Annotated in this window: 19 protein-coding genes; 7 read left to right on the top strand and 12 right to left on the bottom strand. The window is 38.4% G+C overall.

Features of this window, described 5'->3' with window-relative positions; all coding sequences use genetic code 11:
• Positions 1–325: 325 nt before the first annotated feature.
• The 7 genes from IUY40_RS13635 (at position 326) to IUY40_RS13665 (ending at position 5,407) form a co-directional block, all read left to right on the top strand.
• Complete coding sequence (locus IUY40_RS13635; RefSeq protein ID WP_195737415.1) at positions 326–700, top strand: single-stranded DNA-binding protein; 375 nt, start codon at positions 326–328, stop codon at positions 698–700.
• Between the two features lie 44 nt (positions 701–744).
• Positions 745–1,818: a DUF932 domain-containing protein gene (locus tag IUY40_RS13640; RefSeq protein WP_195737416.1), complete on the top strand. Its 1,074-nt coding sequence runs from the start codon at positions 745–747 to the stop codon at positions 1,816–1,818.
• A 94-nt stretch (positions 1,819–1,912) separates the two neighbouring features.
• Positions 1,913–2,452 (top strand): PRTRC system protein E, encoded by a 540-nt coding sequence (locus IUY40_RS13645; protein WP_195737417.1) that lies wholly within the window; start codon positions 1,913–1,915, stop codon positions 2,450–2,452.
• Between the two features lie 18 nt (positions 2,453–2,470).
• Positions 2,471–2,689, top strand: a complete 219-nt coding sequence (locus IUY40_RS13650; protein WP_195737418.1) for a PRTRC system protein C — start codon at positions 2,471–2,473, stop codon at positions 2,687–2,689.
• Positions 2,690–2,706: 17 nt separating this feature from the next.
• Entirely contained in the window at positions 2,707–3,879 is a 1,173-nt protein-coding gene (locus IUY40_RS13655) for a hypothetical protein (protein ID WP_195737419.1), read from the top strand.
• Positions 3,876–4,604 carry a PRTRC system protein B gene (locus IUY40_RS13660; RefSeq protein WP_195737420.1) on the top strand — a complete coding sequence of 243 codons (729 nt, stop codon included), beginning with the start codon at positions 3,876–3,878 and terminating at the stop codon, positions 4,602–4,604. Before IUY40_RS13655 ends, IUY40_RS13660 begins: the two co-directional genes overlap by 4 nt.
• Positions 4,601–5,407 (top strand): PRTRC system ThiF family protein, encoded by an 807-nt coding sequence (locus IUY40_RS13665; RefSeq protein ID WP_195737421.1) that lies wholly within the window; start codon positions 4,601–4,603, stop codon positions 5,405–5,407. The genes IUY40_RS13660 and IUY40_RS13665 overlap by 4 nt, the downstream gene beginning before the upstream one ends.
• Before the next feature lie 500 nt (positions 5,408–5,907).
• On the opposite strand, the gene IUY40_RS13670 is transcribed toward IUY40_RS13665, so the two are convergent.
• The 12 genes from IUY40_RS13670 to ltrA form a co-directional block, all read right to left on the bottom strand.
• Complete coding sequence (locus tag IUY40_RS13670; protein WP_195737422.1) at positions 5,908–7,650, bottom strand: ATP-dependent helicase; 1,743 nt, start codon at positions 7,648–7,650, stop codon at positions 5,908–5,910.
• Positions 7,643–9,775: an AAA family ATPase gene (locus IUY40_RS13675; RefSeq protein WP_195737423.1), complete on the bottom strand. Its 2,133-nt coding sequence runs from the start codon at positions 9,773–9,775 to the stop codon at positions 7,643–7,645. Before IUY40_RS13675 ends, IUY40_RS13670 begins: the two co-directional genes overlap by 8 nt.
• Before the next feature lie 225 nt (positions 9,776–10,000).
• The gene (locus tag IUY40_RS13680; RefSeq protein ID WP_195737424.1) at positions 10,001–10,441 is read right to left on the bottom strand and encodes a DUF3872 domain-containing protein; all 441 of its coding nucleotides are present in this window, start codon (positions 10,439–10,441) and stop codon (positions 10,001–10,003) included.
• A gap of 11 nt (positions 10,442–10,452) precedes the next feature.
• A complete protein-coding gene (locus tag IUY40_RS13685; RefSeq protein WP_195737425.1) occupies positions 10,453–11,013 on the bottom strand; it encodes a conjugal transfer protein TraO in 561 nt (186 codons plus the stop codon).
• Between the two features lie 24 nt (positions 11,014–11,037).
• Positions 11,038–11,931 carry a conjugative transposon protein TraN gene (gene traN, locus IUY40_RS13690; RefSeq protein WP_195737426.1) on the bottom strand — a complete coding sequence of 298 codons (894 nt, stop codon included), beginning with the start codon at positions 11,929–11,931 and terminating at the stop codon, positions 11,038–11,040.
• Positions 11,932–11,955: 24 nt separating this feature from the next.
• A complete protein-coding gene (gene traM, locus IUY40_RS13695; RefSeq protein WP_195737427.1) occupies positions 11,956–13,290 on the bottom strand; it encodes a conjugative transposon protein TraM in 1,335 nt (444 codons plus the stop codon).
• Positions 13,277–13,564 (bottom strand): nitrogen regulatory IIA protein, encoded by a 288-nt coding sequence (locus IUY40_RS13700; RefSeq protein WP_195737428.1) that lies wholly within the window; start codon positions 13,562–13,564, stop codon positions 13,277–13,279. The genes traM and IUY40_RS13700 overlap by 14 nt, the downstream gene beginning before the upstream one ends.
• A gap of 19 nt (positions 13,565–13,583) precedes the next feature.
• Complete coding sequence (locus IUY40_RS13705) at positions 13,584–14,012, bottom strand: hypothetical protein (protein ID WP_195737429.1); 429 nt, start codon at positions 14,010–14,012, stop codon at positions 13,584–13,586.
• Between the two features lie 11 nt (positions 14,013–14,023).
• On the bottom strand, positions 14,024–14,647 hold the full coding sequence (gene traK, locus IUY40_RS13710) for a conjugative transposon protein TraK (protein WP_195737430.1): 624 nt from the start codon (positions 14,645–14,647) through the stop codon (positions 14,024–14,026).
• Positions 14,648–14,666: 19 nt separating this feature from the next.
• Entirely contained in the window at positions 14,667–15,662 is a 996-nt protein-coding gene (traJ, locus tag IUY40_RS13715) for a conjugative transposon protein TraJ (protein WP_195737431.1), read from the bottom strand.
• Between the two features lie 3 nt (positions 15,663–15,665).
• Entirely contained in the window at positions 15,666–16,298 is a 633-nt protein-coding gene (locus IUY40_RS13720) for a DUF4141 domain-containing protein (protein ID WP_195737432.1), read from the bottom strand.
• A 258-nt stretch (positions 16,299–16,556) separates the two neighbouring features.
• The gene (ltrA, locus tag IUY40_RS13725; protein WP_195737433.1) at positions 16,557–18,371 is read right to left on the bottom strand and encodes a group II intron reverse transcriptase/maturase; all 1,815 of its coding nucleotides are present in this window, start codon (positions 18,369–18,371) and stop codon (positions 16,557–16,559) included.
• Positions 18,372–18,529: the final 158 nt, after the last annotated feature.

An 18,529-nucleotide genomic window follows, 5' to 3' on the forward strand; every position in this document is an offset into this window, starting at 1 on the left:
AATAACCAGTATGCTTTGTCTCATTTCAGCAGCAAAGGTATTTCCGTGTCCTTAACGCAATAGCAAGGCCAGGCCCTTCAGGTTTGATAAAAAATCTCCACCCATCCGGGTAGTATTTTTTGTCAAAACCTTGCTATTGCTAGACACTAACCTTTTTATGCTCCCGAAACGAAACATAGCATACTCCGGCTCTTTAGACGAATAAAAAAAATGTCAGCAATGAATAGTAAAATATTAAAAATGGATTTGATGAAACAAAACAGCACCTCCTCTCATTGCCGAATAAAATTTCAAAAAAAAATAATCACTAAAAATCATAGGAATTATGAACATCACAGGAAGACTGACAGCAGATGCGCAGGTACGCAACGTGTCAAACAGCAAAACAGTAGTAAACTTTTCAATAGCTATCAACGACAGCTACAAAAACAAAGCGGGCGAACGCATAGAGCAGGTGACGTATTTCGAGTGCGCCTACTGGCTTAGTCCAAAAGTAGCGCAGATACTCACAAAAGGTTCGGTCGTAGAACTGACAGGCAAAGTGAGCGCAAGGGCGTGGACAGGCAGTGACGGACAACCGCATGCAGGACTGAACTTCAACACCTCACAAATCAAACTGCACGGGGGCGGTAAAAAAGCAGAAACGGCAAAGGCTCTAACAGGAAACAGCAACGACGAAAAAGACGACCTCCCATTTTAAAAACGAGTATTCAAACAATTTTTAAACTTTTTAAATTATTTATCATGGCACATAATATCAATTTTAACGAGCAAACAGGAAGTTATTCATTTTTCAGCGTGAAAGAAAAAGCGTGGCACGGATTGGGGCAGATTGTAGAGCAATATCCTACTAGCGAAGAAGCTATCAAATTTGCAGGATTAGACTACGAAGTCGCTAAAACACCACTATACACCAAAGGTACAGGCGTCACCGAAACTACAAACGGCATTGAGATTGGCAGTAGCGAACTACACGTGCCCAATTATTTCGCCAATATACGCACCGATAACAATTCAGTATTGGGCGTGGTAGGCAAAGACTATCATATCGTACAGAACCGTGAAGCCTTCAATTTCTTTGATGCTATTGTAGGTGGCGGTGACGGTATATTGTACGAAACCGCAGGAGCATTAGGCAACGGAGAACGCATATTTATAACAGCCAAACTGCCCGATTATATTCGTGTAGGCAATGGCGACGACGTAACAGAGAAGTATATCTTTCTGACTACTTCGCATGATGGAAGCGGAAGTATCACAGCCGCTTTTACACCTATTCGTATCGTCTGCCAAAATACCCTTAATGCTTCGCTTCGTTCAATGACCAATGTAGTGCGTATCAAACACACTTCGGGAGCTAAACAGCGTGTTGAAAATGCACACAAAATAATGGGATTGGCGGACACTCTAAGTACACAATTAGAGGGAATATTCAATGAATGGGCGAAAGTAAAGGTTACAGACAGAGAAGTAAAAAAATTAATTCAGTTGGCACTCTGCCCAAACAAGGAAACTTTGGATTTGCTTAAAAAAAGTGCGGATGAAGAAGTTTCAACCGTGTTCAAAAATATTGTTGAAGATGCCTTTGCGTATGCTATGACAAGCGACTCGCAACAGATGGATACCACAAAAGGCACACTCTTCGGGGCATACAATGCTGTGACTGGCTACTACCAAAATGTCCGCAGTTACAAAGATAATGAAGCCAAACTACAGAGTATTGTAATGGGCGGTACGGCACAGGTAAAATCCCAAAAAGCTTTTGAACTGTGTACCTCTTTTGCAACAGACGGAGTGGAAATTTTAAACCTTAATTAATCTTCACAGGCGACTGCCTGCAAAGGTGGTCGCCTGTGAAGATTAATTACAATTTAAAAATGTTAAATGAAATGAACCATTAATTTCTAAAACGATGAACACAAATTTTTTCAATCAGATAGCGCAGATGGGAGTTGCAGGTGATTTGCACCTGACCATAGCAAAAGGAGCAGATAACAACCTTATTGTATCGGTTATGCTCCAAAACGAAGGGTGCGGAGACAACGCAAAGAATATCATACCGCCCCTTAATCTTCGGGGAACGGCAGAAGAACTCGACAACGGTTTTTTTGAGAAGATAACAACGCCTATACAAACCGCTTCGGGCTTAATGATGGATATGGAAGCATTTATGAAACAAATTGAAGTAGCGAAAAAGCAATCCGCAATGGAGAAAGAAAAAGCCGACAAGCATAAGATTGAACAGGAAGCCAAAGACAAAAAGTTTAAAGACGTTATGGCAAAGGCAGACGAATTGGAGAAAGAAGGTAAATTCCGTGAAGCATGGATGAAAGTACCCGAAATAACCGAATATCCCGAAAAGGCTGACGAGATACGCAAACGTAAAACCGAACTATCCGACAAGTTTTCCGCCCCAAACCTTTTTGGAGCAGGACACGAACAGAATGTATAACCATAAAATTCCTAAATCATGTTATTAGCAACGCAATTAAAACGACTATTTATACTTAAAGATAAGGAACAGGACATAAAACTGACCGACCCTGAACCACGTTGGAGCGTAGAAGCGGTACTTAATTTTTATGCCAACATCTACCCCATCCTAACCACCGCTAAAATATCTGCACCTACTATTAAAGACGACGCAGTAGAATACCGATTTGAAAGCGTAATGGGTACTAAAGGTTAAACTAAAATTTAAAAACGATGAACCATGCACAAACATATCATATCGGGGACATTCAAATCACCCGAACAAAAAAGTCAAAGGCGGTTGCACCAACAGCTGGGCGGGTTCGCCCTTTGGATGCAAAGACCCAAAGATGCAAACGAAGTTCAGAAAGACAAACGCAAATCAGTACCTCTGGAAATGTTGCCAATGGTTTTCTAAAAACATCATTTCTGCCTAAACTGGAAGAAAACAATACGGTACAGGTTCGTCAGAAAACAGCAAAGACGGAAAAGGATTTTTATAAATCCCTTTCTGAACTTGCTGAACATTACAAGATAGAACCGATGCAGACCAATCAATTTGAATACCCCTACAATATGGCGTTGGCAATATGGGATATAGAAGAAAAACTAAAGGAGCGTGTTTTAAATTGGCAGGAAATACGCTTGTTGCAGGACAGTAAGAAGACTTATTTTATCAGTGAGGAAAAATATAATACAGGCACAACCCTGTATTATATTCCGATTGAACCGCTTTATCAAATGTTACACGACCCTAAACGCAAAAAGAATGCTCAACTGCTAATTTCTGTTTGCTCGTACCTCTACCATATTGCGAACATTCCTTATTACAGACAGGAAGATACTTACCTGTATTGGATGTACGAAATGCATAAAGACTGGGTAGAACAGGATGACGAAGCAGAGAAAACTGAAACGTATAAATGTGAATTCAATAAAGCAGAATTGATTGGCGATTGTATCGAAAAAAAACTTTTTAATCGTATCAATTTACAGGTATTTGAACAACGTGTAAATTCTTTTAAAAGCTTTGATACATTCGACAAAGAATGCTGGCAGATGGCTTCTAATGCTTTTACTTTATATACCGAGTACCCATATACAAGTATTTTCCGAAATGCACCGATAAAAAATGACCCTGAAAGCGAACCGGAAGAATATGAAGTGATTGGCATGGAAAAGTATATTTCCTTTATATCACACACAAGGGGGTGGCTATATGTGAGCATTACCGACAGCATCAATAATGAGTTTAACGAGTATGGTTCGATGGAAGAACCGACCATTTACAAATGCTTTGACGGCAAAGACATTACAAATAACAGTCTTGATTTTGAGAATAGATTATTTGCCCTATTGAACGATATGTGTTTCCTATTGTATAATTATGAAACGACAAGAAAATGAAAAATACAAACGACATAACCGCAAGTTTTGGGACATTGTACCATCCCAAATCCGCATTGGTTTTCTATGAAACCAAAACAGTGGATAAAGATGTATATGTGGAACATTTTGATATGGATAAAAACGGTAACCCTATTAATGCCCATCCGCTCACAGAACGGGAAGCAAAGATATTGGCAAAAGCATTACAGAGTGAAAAAGATAAGGATAAAGCTTTTTTTAAATCCAATGGGATTCTGCCAACTAACATTCTGCATATTAATCCGAATACCAATAAAGGTGCAGTATTATGGTACACCAAAGCGAAAAGACGACAACTGTATTTTCTGAGCGGTTTGGACATTCCAAGCGGAATTGTATATGTTCCTCCAATGGTTTGGTATGCCAATAAAAACAACCTTTGGGTATTTGCGCTTGCAAGCGACCGAAGACCAACACAGAAAACACCTTTGTACTGTGCACCTTTTTTCAATATCTATGAAGACGGCAGGGTGTGTATGGGTTCGGTCAGCATCAACATCAAGAACTCCGCTTCGGTTGAAGAATTTGTTGGCGCTTGGGAAGACTATTTTTTCAACAGCTATTTCAGTCATTTGCTTGGAAACAACAGCCCGATAAAAGGCAATTGCGTAAACCTTTGGAAAGACCTTATACAAACAGGGAATCCTTTTCCAAAAGAAGTATTGAAAAAGAACAATAAAACACTTAAAAATTTACTACGATGAATACCGAAAAACCAAAAATACATTTTACGGACAATTATCTGATTGATCCAACCAATCCCATTACCGTAAACTTAATCGGTGCAGGCGGTACAGGCTCAAAAGTACTGACTGCCCTGATGGAAATGAACCATAGTTTAATTGAACTCGGACACGCAGGCTTACAAGTTCGACTTTGGGATGATGATGTTGTCACGAGTGCCAATTTGGGAAGACAGCGTTTCGCCCAGTGCGAGGTCGGATTGTATAAGTGCGTTGCACTAATAAATCGTGCAAATCGTTTTATGGGAACGAATTGGAAAGCGGAAACCATGAAATTTGAGAAAGACAGTTTGGGCAAATTGCCTAGTAACGCAGTAGCAACTATTTATATTTCCTGTGTGGATAGTGTAAAATCCCGCTTTGATATTGCCGATATTTTGAGTCTGCAAAAGAATCGGAGACACCATAGGGATCAACCAAAATATTGGCTTGACTTCGGGAACAGCCAATATACAGGACAAGTGATATTATCCACTATCGGAAAGGTCAAACAACCCGATTCTGAAAAGTACGAAACGGTAGATAACCTTCCTTTTGTTACTGAAGAATTTGGAGGATTATTAAAACAGTCCGAAGAGCACGACGACACGCCAAGTTGCTCCTTAGAGGAAGCATTGGAGAAACAGGAATTGTTCATCAATTCGTCTTTGGTACAAATGGGATGCTCGTTGTTATGGAGCTTGTTTCGTAATGGATTGACGCCATACAGAGGATTTTTTCATAACCTTAAAGATTTTAGCACCCATCCCATAAAAGTTGGCTGACCCGAAAAATCGGGCGGCAAAAAGACACTCCCTTCCGATGGTCGGGACAGTCTTTTTGCATTAAATTGGTGTAGCCACTTTGCCGAAATGCAATGCTTCACCATTTCATCAAACAGGCTACGTTCTTATTTCTAAGGGATATTCATTATCCCTTTTGTTGTTTTAAGAAACTTCTTTTCTTCCCACAATAGCGGTCAAAGGAAAGAAGCAAAAGAAGACCGCTTTTGAGGACCACTCTTATTATTTTTTTCGTAAAATTACTCTGGATAATAACAAACTGTGATTTGAAAATTTTACCTTACTTTCATTGTCTGTACTTAACATATTAGATTAGTATTTAATATTGCTTATTTTGGTCAAGGACAAATCCTCTTTCTTACCATTTGACTCTAAGATTGATAATCAAGAAATTAGCAATCTTAAAACAGCCTTGCTTAAATTATACAAAAGTAAAATCTACTTTTTTATCAATAAGTTAGTCAGATTCTGAATCCCTAACTTTAATCATAATCATAATCAAGAGAACCAAGTTGATAAGTGGGATTATAAGCTCTACCAGAATTTGTTACACGACCTGTCTCTGATACAAGATGTAATTCACGTTTTGCCCTTGAACAAATTACATACAATAATTTTTCAGCAGCCCTATTTACAGTTTCATTCCAATTAGGTAATTTTCCATGTAATAATCCAAAAGCAATGACTGTATCAAATTCCTCTCCTTTAATTCCATGACAAGTATTAATAACAACTCCTTCCTCATGTTTAAACATTTTTCTAAAACTCTCAATGTCTTTTGCTAAATCAAAATCAGGGTTTTCAAGTCTTGATTTTGCTCCATCAAAAAAAGCTTCCCAGTGTACTTCGAGCATTACATTTGAAGAAATTGTAATTCCTAACTTCTCAAATAATTCAAAAAAACATTCCTCTAAGTACTTTAATCCATCAGTCTCTTCAGATGAAATTGAGTTTATTAACTTCAATAATGTTTTTGCTTTAAATTCTTTATCTTCAAACAATATAATTCCCAAACTTTCTAACTCATTGATAAGTTCTGAAGCCCAACGTTTTCTTATCAGGAAAGCTTTTGGAGAAGGCAAGACGAGAAATAATCTCGCAATTTTAAACCAAGTGTTTTCTTTATTTTTGAGTAGAGGAGATAAACCCACTGCATCAAATTTAACATCGGGCAAAAGCGATTTTAATTTCCTTCCCATAGGAATTACAAGATACCAAGTTGGAGCGAGAACACATATCTCATGTTCGGGAACTCCTTCAGCAATTTTCTGCTTTATTATTTCTGAAATACTAACAGTCAAATTATCCTTATGAACTGTTCTGTTATAAGTGATCACAGCGTTATCATCTGCATTTATTCCTAATGCTTTTATATCAATGTCAGTGGTTTGAAAATTACGGTAATAATCAATAATTTGTTGATTTGACCTGTAATTTCCAGATAATTCCTTACTTGTGAAAACAACACCAAATTCTTTCTTAATCTCTTCAATTTCTTTTGCCACACCTCCCAATGAACCGTAAATTGCCTGATCCGAATCTCCAACAAAAAACATCTTACAATTCCCAGTTGCACCCTTCATTATTTTTGCCAAAATGGAATACTGTAATTGTTGTGTATCTTGGTACTCATCAACACATACCAAATGAAACATATTTTTAAGAATTTCAGATATTTTGGGATACGCTAAAATCAACTTATGTGCATAATGAAGTATTTGGTCGAAATCTATCAATTTCTTACTGGCAAGTGCTTCGTGGTATTCATCAAGTAATGTTCTGTAAACTGTCTCTTCCTTTTGTCCATTTGGCATATATTTTGTAGACACAGATTCCCAATAATTAAGTCCATAAGTTTTTTTCAACTCACTCATTAAATTTTCAGAATTGTATTCATCTGAAATTGAAAACCCACTTTTAAGTTCATCTAAATAACACATATAGGGTCTGAGAATCCACTCCAAGCAAAAGGAATGAATAGTACCAGCCCACAAATTTGTATCATCCGCATTTAGCTCTCTTATTCTCTTTTTTATTTCATCGGCCGCTCTATTTGTAAAAGTAACAGCTAATATAATTTTTTTAGAATTTGTCAGACGCTCTAACTCGTATGCAATTTTATAAGTAAGTGCCCGTGTTTTACCGCTCCCAGGGCAAGCAGTTAAAAGAACATTTCCAGGCTCAATTACTGCATCAGTTTGTTGAGAATTTAAACCTTTAAGCATTTAACTTAAATATTAATTTAGACAACACATCACTAGGTAACTCTTTAACAAAGAATTCTAATGCCTCCGCTCCATCTTCCATTAAGATTATCTTATCAAGAATTGACTTATAATCGGTTTCGTCCCCCGTATAATGATAATCTTTCAATTTTGTAAGCCTATATTTTGAAATAGAAAGTAATATACTTTGATTAAGAGTTGGACACGCAAATACTAATGCATCTATAATATATTCAGGAATAACCGTAATATTACTTACTTTTTCAGCAACCATAATTGCAAACCAGCCTTTTTTAAATTTTTCAGCTAACCGTAAAACTTCCTTACCAGAAATTGAAACATCCTTGTCTTTAAGCAATCCTATAATTCGATCTTTATCGGGTTGTTTTTTAAATGCCTTTTCAACCGTTTGAATAATTTCATGTGAATTTCCAGCAAGTAAAAAATCTACCTCAAAAGTATGTTTGGCATAGAATGGTTTGACGAAATTATTATCCGTACAAAAAAGATCTAACTTTTCTTTTCTGTCTATTCCTGAGATTTGAGAATTACGACAATCTCTCTCGTATTGATTATCATCCTTTGGGTCTTTAGGCAACTTAACGATTGAAAGGTCATTATCAGTCAGAATACTACAATTCCTGCGTACTCTGTCATTATGAAATAATTGAGCAATATTCTCAAATCCAGTACTTCCGATATTTATTATAGAAATTCCCAGTTCATCTAATGAGACCCCAAATACCTTTTTTATAATTTCAGGAATCAATATATGTTCAGCATCTCCCTCGACAAGGATAACTCCTTTTGCAAACAATAGGTTAGTTCTGTTGGCATCTAAATATCGTTCCAGTTTTGTTATTTTGTCTACTTTAAGATTCTTTGAAGGTGCATATACGTGAGCCGTTTGTTTTCCACGTCCTAAAATATTCATGGAACTTATTTCACATACCGAGGATATATGGGTGGAATGCGTAGAAATAAACACCTGCGTTTTTTCCTTATCTAACTTTTGAAACAGTGTTTTTTGAATATGGGTGTGTATATGCGCTTCGGGTTCTTCAATTAAAATAAAATTTGCAATCTTGTTTTCTTTCTTTATTTTTTCAAATTCTAATAATTTGAGTGAGAGGTAAATGAGGTTTGCTCCTCCAAGACTCAATTCCCATAATCGTCCTTCGTACCCTTCTTCATCAGGGTCTCCAACCCATAATTTTAAAGATTGAAGTATCTTTTCCATTTCTGAAGGCAACTCGGATTTAATATTTACATTAGGTGCGTACGTCTCACCAACGGCTTCTTTAATGGTTTCGGTAATACCTCTAGAAACGCCTTTTACTTCCTCTAATCCTGAAATATTTTTGTTTAAAATGTCAACCTGCTCTTCGATTTCATGTTTTTTGTCAATTGAAATATTTTTTTCTTTATCTCTTAACAGGTTTAATAATGGGTTATCTCTGTATGAGCGTAAATCAGACTCTACATCCCGAAGTGCTTTTGCAAAAGTACAGGCGAATTCATTTGGAATTGAAATGCCATACATTTTTATACCATAGACATCAGTTTGTTCGTCGTCAGGATCAGGAAAAGTAATTTCATTGAAATCGCCTACATATTGAGAATATGTTTCCTCATCTGAAAAATCAACATTACCTCTTCCTGTAAAAACTGATTCATAATCATTTAATGAAATTTCACTCAGTATTTTTTCTAATTCCTGCACTGTCTTATGCTCACTTTGAGAAAGTTTAAAAAGATTTCGTCGTATTTCAATCCTTGGACGGAAGAACAAACAATAGGTTCCTTGAGAACTATCATAATCGTCCACAGCACCTATTTTGTGCATTGCTATTGATTGCGCTTCCTCACTAGAGTCGAGTTCTTGAAATTCTATTTGAATAATTATCCAATGCCCAGTCCATTTTCCGAGTGAACGATTAAAATCGTTTTCGTATAATCTCACGCCCCTTGGCATGCTTTCATCAATCAGCAGCCTAATTGCATGAAAGAGATTTGTCTTTCCCGAACCATTTTCTCCGATAATGGTATTTACTCCTTTATTAAAATCTAGGGATACATTTCTGAAATTTCTAAAATTTCTTAGTGATAATTTTGATATAAACATATAATCTTTAAATAATTCTCTAAAATAGTTAAAATACCAGAATTATCCTTACAATTATTCTTTTTAATATTTGTACTTAATTTTTAAGGTGGAGAAATGTATCTTTCTCAATTTTGTCCTATTCTTTTTAATAGTTAAATAGGAAATAAAACAACCCGAAGTTTTGCTTCGGGTTCTGATTGAATGCGAATTTTATAAGGTAAAATTTAAACCAATATTGGTTGGCTAATCACTACTGTTAAACTCAAAACTCAGTTGCTTTTCATTACCGAAATTATCCGAAATACATACTTCAAGGGATTGGGAAACGACGGAATGTGAAGTATAATACAACCTGAATTGTTCTGCTGTTAATGGATACAAGTCATTAGGCTTATATGGAGTTTCATCTGAACATTGCAACGTTCCTTTTCCATCGAACTGAAAGTAACGAATAAAATATTGCGTACCCTTATAATTACCTGTAGGCTGTATTGATATCCTGAGCTCCACTATATCTCCATTGGCAATTTCTTTGGGCACGGGCATTACTTTTACTTCAAAAGGAAAATCATTTTGTATTTCCAGTTCGTCTTTACTACAAGATACCAAAGTAATTGAACTTAACAGGACTGCCACGAGTACAGGTAGTAATTCTATTGTGAATTTATTAAAAAATGCTATCATCGTTTTACGTTTTAAAAGTTAAACCTTAATCCTACTCCTACTGACGGTCGGAACTGTTTCATATCAGTACCCCACAAAATTTTTGTACTCCCTTGAAGGAGCAGTACAAAATGATCAGAGAGGTACGTTTCGAGGGACAGTCTCCCACCTGCACCATAAGTAAAGTTGTCTTCGCTTACTATTTTCGCACCATCATATAACATCTGTTCTCCACCGTTGACACTTTCATAGCCCAGTACACCAGTTATCGCTACATTGAGTGTAATGTTCTTGTAGGTATCTCCTAAGAGGAAAAAGCTCCAACCGCCTTCTGCAGTATACGTTTCCTGTGGTATACGGAGATTCTTATAATTGTGATATTGATGAGTATATTCCAAGACCCATAGCTGGTAATTACCTTTTTTTCCGTTTACGGTCATTGCTATATTAATGTAGTAATCATTGCCAATTTTATCAGTGGATAATACACCTGTATTTACTTCCACTCCTTTTTGTTTGGGCAGCATTCGTTGCGCTTGAGCCACTATGCTTACCATCAAAACAAGCATCACAGTATAGATATATTTTTTCATGTTGTATTGTTGTTTTAATGAATACTAAAATTTCAGGTGCATGTCGCTTATCAATAGGGCTTTTATCAAATCCGAATTTTCCACCTCAAGTTTTTGATGCCTCCCTCCGTTCTTCTCGAAAATCTCAATGATCAAGACCTTATCATCGGCAATGGTAAACTGGTCCAGCAGTAATACATTCTGGTCAGTCGTTTTCCCGCCAATGGCATCAAGAGGCTTATAAGTACGCAGGGGGATTATTGTTCTTTCCTGTAATACGGTTCGCCTGGCTAACTTTTTGTCGACAACTTTAAAATTGATAAAATCAATCTGGAAAGGAACATTGGTGCGGTTTGCGAGTTCCGTATGGAAGTAATACTTGCCGTTATGGATGTAAATTCCCTTCAGGGTAAACTGTATGCCGAAACTTTTTGCGCCAATATGCTTTACAAACCGTTTGTCTTTTTTATAGATGCTTTCCAGTATCAATCCTGCCAGAGATGGCGAGTTGTTTCCCAATTCTTCAAAAAGCACATCGTTTCCGTTGTTTTTATCCACTGCTTTCTGCATTGTCAGCAGGTTGTAGCTCAACGTCTGTGGACAGGAATTATATTGCACATCGAAACTGTAAAAACGGCCATCATTAGTAATCACCGAAAAGTTAGTTTCCAGTTCAAAGTCTTTTGCTGAGGCTTTTACACGAAGTACATTCTCAGCATCTTCCGCTTTTCCGGCGATCAGATAGTCGCTTCCCAGATCGACGTATCGTATAGCAGTTGGAAAAATCAAATGCGAAGTCTTATCGTAAGTAACCTCCATTCGGTACGGTTCTATCTTGCCTAATGCAAGGTGAGCTTCTGAATTATCCTGAGCAAAAGATGCTGCGACAGAGCCGATCAATAGGGCAATTGTCAATAAGGTTTTAAAATATTTTTTCATTGTTTACTTTATTAAGTTTTATTATTATTTTTTAGAGACAAGGAACAATTGATGCCCTGCCTTTATTTTGACTTTCGGTGTCCTTACTTTTTTGGAGAAGTAACCTGAAATTCCCTGAACCACACCACGGCTTAAATCAGCCGCCATCTGCTGTCCTGCCGATTGCGTTAGCATCAGGCTTGTCCCCGAAGTCTGGCTCATATTGCCAGCCATTTCGGAAATGGCATTCATTTCAGAAGAATACGGCACGGACAAACCTTGCTGACCATCCAGGTCATAAATGGTTATATCTACAGGAATGATATTCCCGCCCAGTTCTATGGAAGTTACTTTTAACTGTAAACGTCCAGCCTGAAGCTTTGCATTAGCGGTTAAGATTGTACCCTGCGGAATGGTACGGTTAGGTGTTTGGGCAGGCTCTAATAAACGAAGACGTACTGCACTTTCGCCTATAATCGTCTGCGTTTCCTGTACACAGGCTTTGACACTATTCGTTGGCTGTACCACCTGCGGGACTGAACCTGTTGTATTAAAACTGTGGTTTTTAGTTTCGCTCCAATCCACTAAGAAGGTACTGTCGGCTGGCTCGCGATATAATGCTGATACCGCACTTTTCCTTTTTGGGGTGAATGCTGCAAAATATTCTTTTTGAGTAGTGACAGAAGAAGCAGCAACAACATTGTTTATGTTTGAAGCTTCACTGGAATTATTTCCCGAAGGAAGATATTTTGCAGCCATTTGATAGGATTTTTCCATGAGTGCCATCTGGTCATTCACCGTTACACCGGCAGGAACATCTTTTTCAGCAAGCTTTTCTTTTAATTCTTCCAATTGTCGGCGGAGTTCCTGTGTTTCGCCGTTACCATCCTGATAGAAAGACCCTAATGTACTTTGGGCATTTCGATAGCTGTTTAGTGCCAGATTCCCAGATTTTCCTGACCTGCTGCTATTCTCACCGCTGTGGTCTTGTTCACCGGAAAGTACCTCTTCTCCCTCATTAGATGTGCTGTCCTCGTTCCAATAATCTGAAAGTGAAGTAAGGGCACTACGTTTTTCCTGGTCTTTCTGTTCCAGCATTTCCTGTTCGTAAGCCTTGCTTTTATCCGTTGGCAACCCTGCTCCCGTCGCCTGTGGTACGGCATCGTTCAAACCGATGTTTTCAATTTCGTTTTTGTCTTCAGACGGTTTAAATATCATATACATACAACCTACGAACACAATGCCCATTAATCCGAATATCAGCGGTTTTTTGAGCTTCTCTACTTTGTTCTGCGTACCGTTTTGCAGTACATCAACGGTCGCTGCCGGGTTTCCTTCCGTCACCCGAACAACGGACTTTTTGTTCTCATTTTCTTTCATAAATTTTATTTTTTAGAATTTTTGATAATGTGTCCTGTAACGATGCAGGACTTTCATTCTTTTTCAGGACAGGATTTTCGATATGCCCGATAACCATACTGTCTTCGGACGTTGCGATATCATACCAAACTTTAAAAATGACTCCTGCGGTAAGCAGCAGGTAGGCCATAAAAAAGTAAAGTGTGTATTTATGCTGTTTCCGTAAAGGCAATGCCTGCCAACGTTCGTCCAGTTTGTTAAAATACCTGACCATATTTTCCCTTAATTTTTTCATATGCTTGCAATTTGTCTTGTTATAGCTTGAAACGCTTTGGGCTTTGACCTGCCACTTGTTTTTGTTCATCATTGACCAAAGCAACCGCATCCACCGCTTTAAGAGCGGTTTCAGTAGACAGGTTTGTCAGTTCCGCTGTTTTCAGCAGTTGCCCAAAACGGTCTTTTTTCTCAATTTCCATTCTGTTAAGCGAGAATTTGCCGTTAAGGTATTTTACCCACATACTGCATTTTACACTTGGCTCCTCTTCTCCCGACCATTGCAGGTAGCCCGTCAGTAACAAATCCTGTTTAGGCAAACTATCGGTACCTTTTTGGCAGTTTTCAAGATACTCCCCAATGCTTTCTTCCAGCTTTCCGGCATACGCTCCCTGCGTATGGAAATAGCCGTCATATCCTTTATCGGTAAGGATTTCTGCAAACGTGCTCAAATCTGATAATACTTCCATAAGATTGTTTTTTAGCGCTCAATGACTTCTATATCCCGGTTTTCTATCACCGCAAACTTTTCGATATTAAATCCCTGCGGGTTATTATCCGAACGGACAGAGTTCACCAGGAAACAGGATGTAACTAAATTTCGTTTTGTCATATTACTGGAGCGGATGATAAATTGTTTGGCATAGCTGCGTACCGCATAAGGATAGGTCTCGAAATTGCAGACTACACTGTCCAGTTCGATGCGCTGCTGTACATTGCCTGATATGATACGGTTGTAATAGCCTTTTTCCGATAGGTCTTTGTAATAATCAAAGGCACTTTTATCGGCAAGATTGAATGCCCGTTTCATATTGCTTTCAATCGCGTTTTTGTCGGGAGCGAGCGTAAAGAAGAGTTCGTGGAAGCGTCTTACATGTTCCCTTGCTTCCACAGGACGGTTTATAGATGCATCCTGCGCAAGTGCAAGCATCAGCGATTTCCCATTGTCCAGTACATAGATTTTCTGTCGTTGCTGCTCCGCAAAATAATAGGAATGCCAAATGGCATATCCTGTAACTGCTATACAGAGTAAAGCAAACACGATGGCATATAATCTTATCTGCCTGAAGCTGTTTTCAATATTTCTTAGTGTTTTAAATTCCATTTTTTTAAGGATTAATTATTTACTTGTGTATTAGCCTGCCACCTATATTTCCTACTGTTGAACCGGCTCCGGCTCCTGCAATATTTCCGGATTTCATTGCGGTCTGGTTTACATTACGGGTAAAGTTTCCTGCGCCGCCAGCCTGGATAATCCAACCTGTTACGGTCGGTATTGTGAAGTACCCTACAATGCCGATAATCATAAAGATGATATACACAGTGTTTGAGGTATCGGGAATGAATGTCGGATCGGCAAGCATTTCAATATCCCTTTCGATAATCAGGGACTGGATCTTGGCGAGCATGGAGCTGAAAAGATCTGCTACCGGAAGCCATAAATACACACTGACATATCGGGTGAGCCACTGCGTGAGTGTGGATTGAAATCCATCCCAAACGGATATAGCAAAAGCTATTGGCCCTAAAATAGAAAGTACAATCAGAAAAAAAGTTCTAATGGTGTCGATGACCAGTGCCGCCGCCTGAAAAAGTATTTCCAGCAAATTGCGGAACCATTCCTTTATTGCTTTTTCGATCTTGTATTCCTGCCTGTCCATATACATTCCTGCCATTGTTCCAATGTCGGATGGTGACCAGCCCAGCTCGTCCAATTTCTTGTCGAATTCTTCGTCAGATACCATATAAGCAGTCTCAGGATTACGGATCATTGCTTCTCGTTCCAGCAGGTCTTTTTTCGACTGTAGATCATTCAGATCAAGTACCTGATTTTCCAGAATACTGTGCGTTCCCTGTACAACCGGACTTAATACGGAATTCATTGTTCCCAGTACCATTGTCGGAAAAAACATGATGCATAGCCCGAGTGCAAAAGGACGAAGCAAAGGGTACACATCGATAGGCTCTGCCCTGCTCAGTGCCTGCCATACTTTCATGGCTACAAAGAAAAGTGCTCCCAATCCCGCCAGGCCTTTGGATACCGCCGCCATATCTGCGGACAGCGGGAGCATTTCATCATACAAGAAGCGCAGGACTTCATGAAGGTTATTAAATTCCATGTCTTACCAGTATTTTTGATTAGGAGTTCCATAGAGGTCAAGCACTCTTTTGGTGTTGTTTTGCTTCTTTGCCCTTAGAATGCTTACCGAGATATTCTTGTTGGTATAATAGCGTACCAGACTGTGGTATTCCTTTACCTCTTTATACACTCGGTCAATAATATCCATACGTTCTTTGTCATTCAGTGATAATGTTGACGAGCTTACAATCTGTTTGAGTTCTTTCAACAACTCTGTACTCTCACCCAAGAGTGCTGAATAGCCATTTGCAATAGCTGCCAGTTCCTGGGCAGAAAAGTTGGGATCATTCATCATCCTGCCGAAATTTTGTACATACATTTGAGATACATCGCCTACCAATAGCACCGTCTGCTGTACTTTGCGCGCATCTTTCACCAAATTGTTAATAGCCTGTAGTTTGTCGTAATACTCCTTTCCCTGTTTGTATACCTTTTCTACTTCCTTGAAATTTTTTACAACATTCGATACAGTGTTAGAAGTCTGTACGATTTCATTGGCACTGTTAAGAATCCCTGAAGCCAGGTTTGCAGGATCGGTAACTACAAATTGGGCGTTTGCAGACGGTGTTGCGGCAAGCATTAGTGCCGTACACACCACGAATAGTATTTTTTTCATTGTTTCCAGATTTAAATTGTTAATGATTATTGATTTTCTTTATCACGCCGCCACATCGTGATGTGCTTGATGGCGAGTTCTACGTTACCATCCAGTTCTGCGGCAAGCTGCATGACTTCCATTTTTTCGGTTTCTTCGGTGGTATAGGCGTAGGATAAGAACCCGGCGCCTTGCTATATTAACTATAGCAGGTTTCCAAGAACTCTCCCCCGAACCGTACGTACCTGTCTCCAGGTATACGGCTCTCCATCAATTTATTCAGTCTAACTTTCCTGCGTGTATCTTATCGTGACATTTTGAACAGACTGCCAAAGTTTTTCTTTTCCTTGCAATCATTCTTTTCATCCAATCTTCTTTACCTTTCAGGTCTTTCAACTTCCTTATATGATGCATTTCCAGTTTCTCGTTTGCACCGCATAATTCGCATTTTTCGTTTTGCAGCCTTGCTATAAGGCTGTTTCTTCCACCTGTGATGGTAACTGTCATGGGTAAATTATCCACGTAAGCTCCACGAGCATTTTTCTGGCGTTTGAAACCTTCATTGTAAAAGCGTCTGTAGAGTATGTCGCCTTTCCTGTTTTTATAAGGAATAGAGAACACTCCGTTGATACACTTTTTTGTCTTTTCCTTACTTACCGAAGTTTGATATTTCAGTGCATAGGTTTTGTACATACTGTACTCCATGATATAAGAAAATGACTGTACATATGAACTGTTGTTAGCGATTGCGTAGTAATTGTAAAAACCTCGGATTTCAGAATTTACCTGACTTATGATCTCTAAATCATCTAAGTCTTTCATGTAATATCGGGAGCGTGGTTTCCAAACCTCTTTGCCATTCTGCGTAATCAATTTTAGCGCATTATAACTTAGTAGCTTTTTCTTCATCACCTCTGCTGTTACATAGAGTACAATCTTGTCTCCAAAGCATCTCACTGTTCTACCGTGTTTATCCCTCTTTGTTTCATTAGATTTACGCACGTAGACATCAAAGCCTAAAAATTTGGCAGGTTTCTTAGCATTGGTTATCAAGGTTTTTTCATCCGAGAGTTCGAGTTTTAGTTTTTCAATAAGAAAATTCTTAATGTCATTCTTAATCCTTTTACAATCTTCCTTACTACCTATGATCCCGATAAGAAAGTCATCCGCATATCTTACATACTTCAACTTTTTGTGACTACTATCCATCTTATTATAGGCTGGATATTTGTTTCTTTCTTGTCGTAGTTCCTTAATTTCTGCAATCATTTTGGCTCTAACAGTTTCATCTGTCTCGCATTCCAGTTTCTTTGCCAAGCGGTATCGTCTTTGTTCGTATAGTCTGTACTGGCGTGTTGCCGTAGTTCTTTCCCCTTTATCGAATTCTTTGATGTACTCCTTAATATATTTATCAAGTTTATCTAGGTAGATGTTCGCAAGGATTGGACTTATAATTCCTCCTTGTGGTGTACCACTAAATGTTTTGTGATATACCCAATCTTCGATATACCCTGCATTTAGGAACTTCCTAATTAAACGAATGAACCTATCATCGGCGATACGTTCTTTAAGGATTCCAATCAACACTTCATGATTGATATTATCAAAGAAGCCTTTTATATCCCCCTCAATGAACCATCGTACAGCTGTAAATGATTGTTGAACACTTATTAAAGCCGTATGGCAACTTCTTTGTGGTCTAAAACCATGTGAAGTATGTTCAAAATGTCCCTCGTATATAGCTTCCAAAATCATTCTGATAACTTCTTGTACTAGTTTATCATCAAAAGAGGGGATTCCAAGTGGACGTTTCTTACCGTTTTTTTTCGGTATATAAATCCTCTTGGATGGGTTTGGCTGATAAGTTTCGTTTTTGAGCGATTCAATCAGCCTTTCAATGCGGGATATACTCATTCCATCGATGGTTTTTCCATCGATACCTTTTGTCATATTACCTACTTTGCTGTAGATTTTTTGATAAGCAGTATAGTACATCTCTTCATTGAACAGAACTTTGTACAGCCTTTCGAATTTATAGCTCGAATCTCCGCTGTGCTTTATTAGACTGTTCAATACTATTTCTGGATTTCTCATAATGTCTCTCACATTTTCCATTAATCGTATTAAACTAAATTGACTGCCTCCCTTCGCCATGTACAAGGCTTTCCCTTGCTCAGACTACTACGGAGGCTCCGTTACCTTATCGAATATTCAGGAGCTTTTCTCCATAGCCACATCAGTGGCATTTCGAC

It is taken from the genome of Flavobacterium sp. ALJ2 (assembly GCF_015594725.1).
Classification (GTDB): domain Bacteria; phylum Bacteroidota; class Bacteroidia; order Flavobacteriales; family Flavobacteriaceae; genus Flavobacterium.